Raw genomic sequence first — 12860 nt, forward strand, 5'->3', positions numbered from 1 at the left:
TTTAGGTTAGTTCAATTTTCTTAGTTGTATTCCACTAATCATAGGCTTTCCTGAAATTTCTAGAAAGTCGATAATTAATCGTCTTTCTTTGACAACCACTTTCACTTTTTTGGATACCGCAGTAGAGAAGCCATGATCCTCGTAGATGTTCAATTCAGCAAATATTTTTTCATCATTGATCGATACATCAAAGACTCTTTTTTGCTCTCCATTTTGATATTTTTTATCTGTTTCTGCCCAATGAAAAATGACTTCATAGGTTCCGGGTGTTGTATCGAATGTATACTTGGAAGGAGCTATTCTAGATGTCTGATAAACAGGATCCAATGTAGTATTCTGAATTGTTCTGTCACTACCCACTCCTCTATCTCGAGGGCGATACGTTTCTCCTCCTACATATCCAAACAGACCTTTCTGATAGGATTCATCGGGTAACCAGCTAATTCCATTGGCCTCATCAATGAAATAAAAGGTGCTACCGCAATTCACATGGATTCCCTCTTCCCACCCAACATAGTTGGGTTCTAATAATCGAACACTTATCACTTTCATATCATGAAAGTTTTTATCTCCGATCATTGTTTCAGCTAACAATTGATTTGACCCATCAACAAAAGTGACGTCCCATGAAGCCAATTTATTTTGAATCTCTTTTTTACCCAGACTCATTTCGTTCAAAAACAATTCTACTTCGCTCCCATTGCTAAATACCTCTATTGGTTGAGTGGGTGTTTCTCCATCCTGAGTTCTTATCACTCGGCTATCCCAATTGGAGGAACCTATTTTGATAATCGGATCTTTTCTTAGCCAAGTCTGATATAGAAAAAATGCATCTTTCGGCATTCGATCCATTTCAAGTACTCCTTTGCTGTTGATTTTAGGGTCTGCATCGTTTCTACCTTCAGATCCAAAATCTGCGATATTCCAAATGGCAGCTCCAGCCAAAAACTTACGCTCAGTAAACTGAATCAAATTGCTTTGATGGAATTGATTTTGCCATTCAATGGAAAAGTCAAATCGCTCAGGAGATAACGATCGAATGCGGGGGTCTGCACCGGCACCATATTCAGTGATCAGAACAGGTTTATCAGGTACTAATTCATGAAAGCGATCCAGAAACTTACCTGCACCTTCATCGTCAGCTTCATACCAGCCATAGTACAGATTCCATCCAACGATCATTGGTATTTCAGTCAATCCAGCCTTGATGTAAAGGTCAAGTGCACCGTGATTGGGTATCATGGTATAGCGAGTAGGGTCCTCCTCCCGAGTGAGCTCTTCCAGCTCAACAGCTTGTAATCGGATCTTTTCAATGATCTCCTGATCTCGCTCCCATTTTCGACCCAGCATCATTTCATTCATGTATGCCCAAATGAATATACTTGGATGATTGAAGTTTTGCCTAATCATTTCCTGCATCATTCGTTTGGAATTAGCTAGAAATCCTTCGCTATCAGTAATCTCATGATCCAACGGAATTTCCATACTTACCACCAAGCCAAGCTGGTCTGCTGCAGTAATCACCGATGGATCTTGAGGGTAATGGGCTGTTCGAAAAAAATTGCTACCCATTTCCTTGATTTGGGTCACATCTTTAATATGTCGGTCATCCGAAAGTGCATTTCCAAATCCTTCGTAATCCTGATGTCGATTGGTTCCCATCAGCTTGAGGTACTTTCCATTGAGAAAGAATCCTTCATTTGCATCAAAACGAAACCAACGGAATCCTACCGGATTATTTTGAACATCTAATACGTCACCATCCTTGGTTTTTATCTCTGATTCCAATCGGTACAAAACTGGGTTTTCTGGATACCAAAGCGCTGGTTGGTTAATTTCAGGGAGCGTTAGTTCAATAGCATTTCGACCTACTTGTAGTGTTTTGTTTTGAGATACCTGAGAAACCAATCTTCCGTTATCATCAAATAGTGAATGTACTATTTCTACCTTCTGTTTGCCAGTAGATTGATTGGTGATATTGGTCCTCACGCTAACAGTGGCCTGATCTTCGGAAACTTTTGGAGTAGTGATAAAGATTCCTTGATCGCCATATTCACTCAGTTCAAAATGAACTTCATCGAGCGAATGCAACCAGACATCACGATAGATTCCACCATAAAAGTTGAAATCACCTTTCAGGGGAGGTACTCTTTCATCGTGTTTATTATTGACTTTAACTGCTAAATCATTTCTGCCTTTTTGAATAAAATCAGTTATCTCAACATTAAATGCTGTATATCCACCAAGGTGTGATCCGGCTAGCTTTCCATTCACAAAAACATTTGTTTCCTGATTAACTCCTTCGAAAACCAGAAACAGACGCTTACCCTCTATCTCAACGTTGAATTGCTTCTTGTACCAGCTTATCCCTCTATAGTATCCTGGTTCCTTATCAAATGGATCATTGGCATTCCAGGTATGAGGAACTTGAACCGGTTTCCAGTTTTGATTTGTTGTATCAGCTCCTTTACTGAAATGCCAATGATCATTAAAACTGATAATGGATTGACTTACTCCAAGGTGAAAAAGAAAGCTTAACAATATCGTTGTAAGCTTTCTCATCTCATCAACAATTGAACGACTACAGGAAAATGATCTGACAAATATCTGCCATCAATTATCCGGCTGTCTACTCCGTATTTTTCTACCTTAAAATCTTCGGTTACAAAAACATAATCGATACGTCTGATTGGAATCTTTGTGTAATTAAAACCATTGAAGGTTCCTGTCTGACCAAACTTGATTTCTGCTTCACCATGGCTGTCGATGAGTGGGCTTTCTGTGATATTGATCATAGGTTTCGCACCTTCTTCCACATTAAAATCGCCTAACAAAATGGTATTTTTAAAGGATGATTTTTTTCTAATTTCATCAACAATTAACTGAGCTGAATTAGCTCTAGCCTCTTTCCCAACATGGTCAAAGTGGGTATTAAAAACAAACACCTCTGTATCGCTTTCTATAGATTTGAATTTACCCCATGTGCAAATTCTCGGTAGGGCAGCATCCCAAGACTTGCTTGGGTTATCTGGGGTTTCTGACAACCAAAAAGTGCCAGAATCCACGAGCTTCCATTTTTGAGGCAAATAAAAAATCGGTGAGAATTCGCCTTTTTCTTTGCCATCATCTCTTGCCACACCAATTGATTTGTAATCTTTCAATGTAGACAAGTCTTGCATCTGTTTCAGGAGTACTTCTTGCATCCCTACGAAATCTGCTTCTTCGTAGGAAAGGAAATCAACTACAGAAGATTTGCGAAGTTCCCATTGGTTATTTCCGTCTGATTCTGTAGCCATCCTTATATTGAAGCTAATGACTTTGATTGGTTGGGCCATTGATGCAACCATGAAGAGAGAAAAACACATTCCTATTATGAATCTCATTCTGCTGACCAGTTTACACTAACTGTTTGCACATCCCTTGAATTACTTCCAATCATGATTTCGAATTCTCCTGGTTCCCAGACATAGTCCAAGTCATAGTTGTAGAATTTCAAATCCTCGGTAGTGATTTCGAATTGGATTTTTTTCGTCTCTCCAGCATCAATTGCTACTTTTTGAAATCCTTTTAATTCCTTGACTGGCCTAGTTACGCTCCCCACCATATCTCGGATGTACAACTGTATTACTTCTTTACCGGCTATTTCACTTGTATTGGTGATGTCGATCGATATGGTCAGCTCTTGATCTCCTTTAAGAGAGGTCGTATTTGCGTCAATGCTTCCGTATTCGAAATGGGAGTAGCTTAATCCAAACCCAAAGGGATACAATGGGTCATTGGAGACGTCCAGGTAGTTGGATTTGAACTTTTGGAACCATTTTCCTTCGGGGAGTGGTCTTCCTGTATTCTTGTAATTGTAGAAAATTGGAATCTGACCAATATTTTGAGGGAATGTAGTACTTAATTTACCCGATGGATTTATCTCACCAAAAAGTACGTCAGCAATGGCATTTCCTGCTTCTGTTCCACCAAACCATGCATTCAAAATTGCTGGCACATTCTCAGACTCCCACTTCAAAGCCATTGGCCTACCTGCATATAGTACAAGTACAACAGGCTTACCTGTTTTCAATAACTCTTTCAACAGTCTTTGTTGAGTCTTAGGTATTTGGATGTCCGTTCTGCTAGAGCTTTCACCACTCATTTCCGATGCTTCTCCCAGCGCCGCTACGATCACATCGGACCTTCTTGCAATGGCTAAAGCCTCATTAAGCAACTCTGATTCTGATCGATTGTCCCGATAGGTAGGTTTTCCGAATATGCTAACTCTCTTCTCTAGCGGTTCGTCTGAATAGACATTTGCGCCCTTTGCATATAGAATATTGGCATCATCTCCAGCAACATTCTTTAGACCATCTACCAGAGAAACTGCTTGTTTGAAATCTGCTGCTACGCTCCAACTACCCACCATGTTTTCCCGATTGTTGGCTAGTGGCCCGATCACTCCAATAGTTCCCTTTTTCGCCAACGGCAATGTGTTTTTATCATTTTTTAAAAGCACAAATGATTGAGCTGCAGTTGATCTTGCTATGGCTCTATTTTCATCAGTGAAAATGTCTGTTTGCTTTCTCTCAGGATCACAGTACTTGTAGGGATCGTCAAACAACCCAAGCCTGAACTTTGCTTCCAAAATCCTGCGACATGCTTGATCAATGGCTTGTCGTGTAGTCATATTTTTTTCAAGTGACTCTGCCAGTTTAGAAGGCATGGCATCACTCACCATATCCATGTCTATACCTGCGTTGAGTGCTAAGGCCGCCACCTCCAATGTATCTCCCATTCCATGCTCAATCATCTCCGTAACACCCGTGTAATCAGACACGACGAATCCATTAAACGCCCATTGATCTCTTAGCACCTCCGTCATCAACCATCGATTACCAGTAGCAGGAATACCGTCCACTTCATTGAATGAAGCCATCAGGCTGCCAACTCCCGCATCAACTGCTGCCTTAAAAGGTGGAAAATAATCATTGTACATCCGCTGGCGACTCATGTCTACGGTTCCGTAATCTCTACCAGCTTCAGCCGCTCCATACAATGCGAAATGTTTCGCACAGGCCATCAATGTATTAGCTGCAGTCAGATCATCTCCTTGATATCCACGAACCATTGCTTTGGCGATTTCAGACCCAAGGAAAGCATCTTCTCCAGCCCCTTCAGCTATTCTACCCCACCGTGGGTCGCGGGCAATATCTACCATGGGCGAAAAAGTCCAGGAAATACCATCGGCACTGGCTTCCTGAGCTGCAACCCTTGCCGACTGTTCGATCAGTTTCATATCCCAACTACAGGATAAAGCCAACGGAATAGGAAACACTGTTTTATACCCATGAATGACATCCATGCCAAAGAGTAACGGAATTTTAAGTCTGCTTTCTTCTACAGCAACTTTCTGAATGGCTCTGATTTTTTCAGCCGTTTTGATGTTGAATAAACCTCCAACTTTCCCTTCTTTGATTTTTGCTACAATACCCGTGCTTTGTGCAAGTCCTGTATTGATATCTCCAGCTGCCGGTAAATTCAATTGACCAAGCTTCTCTTCTAGTGACATCAGGCTCATCAGAGAATCTATCTCGGCATCATAGGAATTTTCACTTGTGCTTTTCTTTTGATCTGTACAGCTCAGTATCAAAATACACAAGGATAGTATGGTTAGATTCTTCTTCATTTTTGATTTCTCTTTGTTTGGGAAAAAAGCCATGAAAGCAATTCAGGTTCTGCAAAGGCCCGATCCCAACTATTGTGATTTGCTTCTCTGTATAAAGTAAACCTGGGAGTCGCTCCAGTTTTTTGTAGTGCAAGCGCCATATCAACTGAATGGTGCGGAAAAACTACATCATCCTTTGCACCATGAAAAATCCATAGATCCACCTTGCCAGCATATTTTTTTACAGAATTTGGATTTCCGCCACCACAGATTGGGAAGGCTGCTGCAAATAGGTCTGGTCTTCTTGCTAAAAACTCAAATGTGCCCATTCCTCCCATTGAGAGTCCTCCTATATAGATTTGTTCATTGTTAACAAATTTTCTAGAAGCAATTGAATCCATCAATTGAAGCACGAGAGACATAGCTACCGTTGGTTCTCCCTCCTCCAGGAACTCAAACTGTCTCCCTAAGGGGCCATATTGTATATCTACATTTGCCCAATAATCTTCTTTGGGACATTGAGGGAAAATGACTATCGCCGGATAGTTGTTTCTGTTCTCTTCATTTAGAAATAACGTACTTCCATGCACTAGTTGCTTTTCATTATTGCTTCCTCTTTCTCCTGCACCATGCAGAAAGAGTACTACAGGATAATTTTCAGATTCTGAGAAGTTTTCAGGGAGTAATATTTGATAGGGCAGATTGCCTTCTTTCCCTTTGAAAGTTTTTGGAGTGAAGGTTTGGGAAAAAGAGAGAAGAGCATATGCCATTAAGAAGATGACCAAAACAGTTTTTTTAATGATTTGTGAGACACAAACCAAGGCTGAAGGGATAGTCTGACTAAAAGAACTAAAAAGCCCACCCCTCCTTCGCTCATTTCCAGCACATCCTCGAAACGTCGAACCGTCTCCAAATGAGGATTTTTTATTTTCAATAAAGTCTAGATTATTCATAAGTAAAAACCAAGTTTTTCTAAACCCAGTTGAATTTCTGGTGCCGACATGAACAGATCCCATATCAAGCCTGTTCGATGGTTTTCGATCATCACTGGGATGGGGCCCTGATCAATTGCCAAATACCTTGGCACATACCAATTTTCTTCAAAATTGAACGCATCATACGGTCCATACTCTCCAACTAAGCTATCTGCCTCGGTGTATAAAAAACGCAGCATATCCATGCTTTCGTTTGGTGTGTATGGAAACGATGACAGAGCTGCTGTAGGGCTTATGACACCTATGTCTTTATCCGGTCTGTGTCCTTTATACCCCTTCATTGAATAACTAGATGTCAGTCCCCAGCATTTAGGTCCATATCCTTCAAAACCATTGGGATTTTCAACACAATGAGCATAATGAATTTTTGCATGGTTTGTATTCAACTCCCAATAGTTTGCATACTTGTCTTTTAATCCATTTGGATTTAAACCTACGTATGAGTAGTGCGCCCAAAACAATGGGCCTATTGGTGAGCTATTGGAAGCATAGTGATTTAATACTGTGCTCATCCCATAGTACGTGGTATCTTCTGCAATCTTACCATTCCTTGCCCAGCCTTGGTGATACACCTCAGGATTTACCGCATGTGTTGGTGAAGAAGCTGCTAACACATACATGATCAAGCATTCATTGTATCCCTTTACACCAAAATTCATGTCCCATTCGTACTCGGGAGACCAATGCCAGTACAATATATTTTCACCTCCTTTAGTATGCCAGTCAAATTCTATGTTTTCCCACAATGTGTTTATTCTGCTAGCCAGATTAGACTCACGTTCATTTTCATTGTCCAAGTATTGACGGACGGTAATTAGCCCTGCAGCTAAAAAAGAAGTCTCTACTAAATCTCCACCATTATCTTTTTTACTAAAATCCTTGACCTTTCCAGATGGACCATCCCACCAGTGAGGCCATACCCCATGAAAAGCATCTGCTTTCTCCAGATAGCTAACTATTTTTTCCAGTCTCTGTAATCCCTGATCTCTTGTGATAAACCCTCGTTCAATTCCCACGATTAGTGCCATAAGCCCAAAACCTGAACCTCCTGAAGTAATGATTTCCTTGGGATGACTGGGGTAAATATTATCCATATGGAATCGTTCTCGTGCCATGCCACTGACTGGCTCTGCTCCTTCCCAGAAGTAATTAAAAGTTTGATATTGTATCAATGTCATTAGTGAATCGTCTGAAATCTCCCCGACTTTTTTCACTGAATCTTCGGAAGTGGAACTAGTCGTTTGACATCCTATTGAAGCAAGTGTGATGACAAATGCAGAGATCAAATTGGTCTTGAATCGAAAGGTGAGTTGTTGCGTCATTTTTTTAATAAGTAAATCCTAGTTTAGTAAGCCCTGCCTGCACTTCTGGTGCAGACATAAATAGATCCCAAAGCAATCCAGTTCGATGGTTTTCAACCATGCATATGATTGGCCCCTGATCTATGGCAAGATACGAGCTAGCGTACCAGTTTTCAGTAATATTGAAAGCATCGTAAAAACCATATTCGCCCCAAAGCTTATCCCCCATTAGATAATAAAAATGTCTTATGGCCTCCATGGATTCCTCCGGTGCATATGGCAAAGCAGATATTGCCGCCGTTGGAGTAATTACGCCTCGGTCATTATCAGGGGAATGTGCGGAGTATCCGTTATTGTTGTCACTGGCGGTGAGTCCCCATGATGTTGTTCCATAGCCAACATAGTTTAAGGGGTTTTGTGCACAGTAATCTCTATTTATTAGTGTATGATTGACATTTTGCGTCCAATAATTCGCAAATTGATCAGATAGATTTCGTGGATCCAGTCCTAAAAATGAATAGTGAGAGAAAAACAAAGGGCCTCCTCTATCTGATCTCAGATCTAATATATGTCCGTAGTACGAATTACTATTTGAATTTTTCATGTCTCCACTGCGTGACCATCCTTCAGTGTAAACTTCTACATCTATGGTATGCGTTGGCGAAGAAGCTGCTAATACATAAATGATAAGCGCTTCATTCCAACCAGTTATTTTATGATTTTTTTCCCATCCAAAGTTTGGTGACCAATGCCAGTAGAGCACATCTTGGCCTGCTTGTGTATACCAATCCCATTCAACAGATTCCCACAACGCATTAATTTTAGTTATCATGCTTGCTTCTTGACCATCAGCATCATTGAGGTATTGCCTTACAGTAAGGAGCCCTTGTACCATAAAAGCCGTTTCCACTAAGTCTCCCCCATCATCATTAGCGCTGAAAGGGATGGCTTGACCTGATGTGCCATTGAGCCAATGAGACCATACTCCATGAAATCGATCTGCATCTTCTCCTAAAAAAGTAATGATTTTATCCAGCCTATCTATGCCTTCTTGGCGTGTAATGAATCCTCTTTCAATGGCAACCACAATTGCCATTATCCCAAATCCGGATCCTCCAGAAGTGACCGTTTCTCCACTTGTATTTCGCTCTCTTGCAAGGCCGCTCACGGGATGTCCAAAATCCCAGAAATACTTGAATGTCTGCTCCTGAATTTTGGTAAGTAGTTCATCATCTGTTATTTCAGGAAATTTGAATGTAGAGTCAAGCTGAGTGTAGAAACTAAATTCATATCCTGAAAATGGCTGACTTAAGTTTTCCGATAGTTCTTCACTAATTGAAAAATTGTATTTTTTTAAAGGCGTGAGAGACGTTTCTGAAATTGTGTAATTGATAACAGAATCTAACACTTGATTAGAAACTAGTTGAACAAACCCATTCTCATCAGAAATACTGATATAGTCATTTACCTGTAAAGTCGAAACTGGCTGTGAAAAAGCTACTTTGAAGGAAGGGTTGAAAGAGATGTCTTTGATTCTTGTATTCGAGTTAACTTCCATGTCATCAATAAATACTTTGTGGACAAATACTGGGGGATTAATAGTGGTAAAGCTTTTCTCTATTCCTGGGAATGATTCACCATTTAATCCCTTGATATCAGCTCCAATAATGATCCTGTATTGTGCGTTTTGTTCAAGTACTTCAAGTGGCATAGCCGAAACGGTTTTGCCTTGATCTATAAAAGAGAATTCGAGTTCAAGTTGGCTATTTGTGGCGTTAATCAATTGAACATTTTTGGACACACTTGATTGTGCAAGTTCTTCATTGAAAGATATGACAATCGGAGCATTGATGGGTGCTTCGGTTTCTTGAGATAATATATTCACTGTGCCTACTCTTAAGGCCGTCAGCTGCATCAGTTGAGTTTCTTGAATATCACTATCATCTTGACCACATGTGAACAAGAGTAATACAATAATGATTTTTTCCAGAATCCGCTTCATAAAAAAATAAAAAGAAAGGGCTCGGCAATGCACATTTCCGAGCCCCTAAAAATTAACCTAAGAGTTATGGTTTTTCAGCTTCATATAAAGCAGTTACATCTGCTTGTGTATATGCTTCACTGAAGAAGCGAACGTCATCAAGCATCCCTTTGAAGTGATTTGCTGTTGTAGATTCATAGTTACCAAAACCAGTATCATCCCATTTGGTAGTCTCTCTGTCCATAGCAAATCCTAGTGCTAGGTCACTTCCATAAACAAAGTCTTCGACTTCAGGATCAAAAACTAAACCATTGAAATTTAATGTTCCAGGAGGTCTTTCTAAATCATCTGTTTCCATTAAAACTCCATTAATGTACATAGACCGTTTGTTGATAGATCCATCATAAGTCATAACAACGTGAGCCCAATTTTGAGCAAGTAGACCTTTTACTTCACCATCCTCTCGTAAATCTGCTTCAAACTCTATACCAATCCATCCACCTGGATTTGTTGGAGAATCTTGAAATTGTCCATCTCCATTGAAAAACATGCCATTATTTGCATTATCTCCTTCTATCTGCGTATATCGAGCATTAAAAGCCATTGAGTTTGCTGAGCCATTAAATTCTACATAGAAGCCTGCATTAACACCTAATCCCATTACAAAATGGCCTGCATTGCCATCTCCGTTAGTATTCAAATGATCTGTAGTGTCCGTTAATACCCAATAGCTCACAGTAAATTTCTCGTTTAAGAAATCATCACCATCAGGAATCTCAATGATGCTTGTATTTCCATTGAAAGATGCTGCAGTATTTACATTGCCGAATCTATCTTCAGCATATGTTATGCCTATTGCTTCTCCTCCACTATGTGTTTCTAACTCATCATCAGGTGTACCATCCAACTTAAAATAAGCTAATTGACTATCGGCTAGAGGTGGATCAATTTCGGCTCTTCCTACTGTTGCAAATGATCTAGATGCAGCTGTAAATGTTCCGCCATCAGTGGCTACAATATCTCCAGAAATTGAAATAGAATAACTGGTTCCTGTTTGGAGCTCCTCAGAAACTGCAAGCGTAACAATAGCACCAGAAACTGATGGAGTAACAGCTATAGAATTAGCCCCCTCAGACAAAGTAATGCTTGCTGATGACACTGATGTCGCATCAAGCTCCTTAGAAAAAGTCACCACGACCTGAAGGTCAACTGGAACGTCTTCTGCTGCAGTTGTTCCATTTAAATCCACCGATACATTTTCACCAGTCTTGGGGTCTGTACCGGAAGCTTCTATACTCACTATAGTTAGTGCATCAGGTGCTGCGGTATCGTCATCACCACAACCGACCAAGATGAAAACACCAGCAAAAAATGCCAGTCTACTTAAATACTTAAAAGTTCTCATACATTTATAGTTTTCATTCGTAAATAATTAATTGATCTAGTTATTATAATTAGTTGTACCCATCGTTTTGGGTTAATAATCCATTTGATAAATCTCTTTCTGATTGAGGTATTGGGAAAACTTCATTCTTGTCAGCCGTGAACCCCAAAGGACCTAAAACTTCAGCGGCTCTCCCTGTTCTCACTAAATCGAAAAAGCGATGTTTTTCGAGTGCCAGTTCTACTTTTCGTTCGTTTAGTATTGCATCACGCAACTCAATTTTATCGGTAGTAGTTACATCAGGTAGTACGGCATTGTTTCCCTCTCTTGCTCGCTCTCTCACACTGTTGAGATAGATTAATGCCTGATCTGGCTTATCATTTTCATTAAGAGCTTCGGCCACCATCAATAACACATCAGCATATCTAAGAATTCTCACATTATACTGCCAAGACTCTATAGCTGTGGTCCCCGAAGCATATGTTTTTTGATTGTAACATTCTATTTCTAATATTTCCGTTTCGGTTTCGTCCGTATAGGTGGTATCTAATGTTCCTCCATGCCCTTCAATAGTAATACCATCCAAAGTTTCTCCAAGAAAAATGATTGATGCATCCATTCTTGGATCCCCTACTTCATATGAATTGATTAAATCAATAGAAGGTCTGTTAAATCCCCAACCACGATTGGGAACCCCTTTTGATCCTTGAGTATTTGCATATTGATGACCCCCTTCCTGAAAATTCTCAGGTAAGGCTCCTACTTCGAAAATTGAACCTGACCCATGTTCTCCATCTACTGAAAACACATTTGAATAAACAGGATCTAGCATGTATTGTCCAGACATGATTACTTCCAATGCATAGATCTCAGCATTTGGGAAGTCTCCCCTGGTGAGGTATACTTTTGCTAAAATCCCTTTAGCAGCACCTCTTGATGCTCTTCCCAAATCTTCACTTGCGTATTCTCCTTTTTCTGGCAATTCTTCAATTGCGTATAAAAGGTCAGGAATGATCAGGTCATCGTAAATGATGTCTTTATCCGTTCTCTCAATTTTTTCTGGCGGTGATGTAGTCGTCACCAAAGGGACATTTCCATATCCGCGTACCAATTGAAAATAGGTGTATGCCCTTAGAAACCTGGCTTCTCCTTCGAGACGTTCTTTGAATTCTTTTTCAATTTCAATATCACCTATTTTCTCTATTACCAGATTTGCTCTTCGAATAGTCTGATAAAGTGTTGTATACCAGCCAAGTATACTAGGCTCTCCAGGTCCATAGGTAAAGTTGTCAAAAACCAGAATTTGCGTGGCATCTGCAGGATTACTCCCCTTTCTTGCTTCATCTGACATGATATCCAGGATAGGAAAACCTTCATGATATCTCCAGTCTCTGAGGTTGTTGTAAATAGAATTGGTAGCTAAAATGGCATCTTCCTCTGTTTCAAGAAAGAATGTTTCATTCAAGCTTCCAACTAAACCGACATCCAAAAAATCATCTCCGCAACTAGATGCTGTGAAGATCATGATTACTAAAGCTATTTTTTTCAT

8 protein-coding genes are annotated in these 12860 nt (G+C 40.1%); all 8 read right to left on the reverse strand.

Annotation, left to right across the window (positions count from 1 at the left end):
- Positions 1–6: 6 nt before the first annotated feature.
- The 8 genes from ABJQ32_03070 to ABJQ32_03105 all read right to left on the reverse strand — a co-directional run bounded on the left by ABJQ32_03070 (position 7) and on the right by ABJQ32_03105 (position 12860).
- Complete coding sequence (locus ABJQ32_03070; protein MEP5288601.1) at positions 7–2562, reverse strand: glycoside hydrolase family 2 TIM barrel-domain containing protein; 2556 nt, start codon at positions 2560–2562, stop codon at positions 7–9.
- Positions 2559–3383 (reverse strand): endonuclease/exonuclease/phosphatase family protein, encoded by an 825-nt coding sequence (locus tag ABJQ32_03075; GenBank protein MEP5288602.1) that lies wholly within the window; start codon positions 3381–3383, stop codon positions 2559–2561. The genes ABJQ32_03070 and ABJQ32_03075 overlap by 4 nt, the downstream gene beginning before the upstream one ends.
- On the reverse strand, positions 3380–5671 hold the full coding sequence (gene bglX, locus ABJQ32_03080) for a beta-glucosidase BglX (protein ID MEP5288603.1): 2292 nt from the start codon (positions 5669–5671) through the stop codon (positions 3380–3382). Before bglX ends, ABJQ32_03075 begins: the two co-directional genes overlap by 4 nt.
- Positions 5668–6603, reverse strand: a complete 936-nt coding sequence (locus tag ABJQ32_03085; GenBank protein MEP5288604.1) for a prolyl oligopeptidase family serine peptidase — start codon at positions 6601–6603, stop codon at positions 5668–5670. The genes bglX and ABJQ32_03085 overlap by 4 nt, the downstream gene beginning before the upstream one ends.
- Positions 6600–7967 (reverse strand): glucoamylase family protein, encoded by a 1368-nt coding sequence (locus ABJQ32_03090; GenBank protein MEP5288605.1) that lies wholly within the window; start codon positions 7965–7967, stop codon positions 6600–6602. The genes ABJQ32_03085 and ABJQ32_03090 overlap by 4 nt, the downstream gene beginning before the upstream one ends.
- A 4-nt stretch (positions 7968–7971) precedes the next feature.
- The gene (locus ABJQ32_03095; GenBank protein MEP5288606.1) at positions 7972–9948 is read right to left on the reverse strand and encodes a glucoamylase family protein; all 1977 of its coding nucleotides are present in this window, start codon (positions 9946–9948) and stop codon (positions 7972–7974) included.
- Between the two features lie 64 nt (positions 9949–10012).
- A complete protein-coding gene (locus tag ABJQ32_03100) occupies positions 10013–11332 on the reverse strand; it encodes an Ig-like domain-containing protein (GenBank protein ID MEP5288607.1) in 1320 nt (439 codons plus the stop codon).
- 49 nt (positions 11333–11381) lie between these two features.
- The gene (locus ABJQ32_03105) at positions 11382–12860 is read right to left on the reverse strand and encodes a RagB/SusD family nutrient uptake outer membrane protein (protein MEP5288608.1); all 1479 of its coding nucleotides are present in this window, start codon (positions 12858–12860) and stop codon (positions 11382–11384) included.

This window comes from Marinobacter alexandrii (assembly GCA_039984955.1).
GTDB lineage: Bacteria > Bacteroidota > Bacteroidia > Cytophagales > Cyclobacteriaceae > Ekhidna.

Bases quoted from the DNA above. Each gene is read 5' to 3' on its own strand.
- ABJQ32_03095 (MEP5288606.1), bottom strand. From the start codon at position 9,948: ATGAAGCGGATTCTGGAAAAAATCATTATTGTATTACTCTTGTTCACA.
- ABJQ32_03100 (MEP5288607.1), bottom strand. From the start codon at position 11,332: ATGAGAACTTTTAAGTATTTAAGTAGACTGGCATTTTTTGCTGGTGTT.
- ABJQ32_03090 (MEP5288605.1), bottom strand. From the start codon at position 7,967: ATGACGCAACAACTCACCTTTCGATTCAAGACCAATTTGATCTCTGCA.
- ABJQ32_03070 (MEP5288601.1), bottom strand. From the start codon at position 2,562: ATGAGAAAGCTTACAACGATATTGTTAAGCTTTCTTTTTCACCTTGGA.
- bglX (MEP5288603.1), bottom strand. From the start codon at position 5,671: ATGAAGAAGAATCTAACCATACTATCCTTGTGTATTTTGATACTGAGC.
- ABJQ32_03085 (MEP5288604.1), bottom strand. From the start codon at position 6,603: ATGAATAATCTAGACTTTATTGAAAATAAAAAATCCTCATTTGGAGAC.
- ABJQ32_03105 (MEP5288608.1), bottom strand. From the start codon at position 12,860: ATGAAAAAAATAGCTTTAGTAATCATGATCTTCACAGCATCTAGTTGC.
- ABJQ32_03075 (MEP5288602.1), bottom strand. From the start codon at position 3,383: ATGAGATTCATAATAGGAATGTGTTTTTCTCTCTTCATGGTTGCATCA.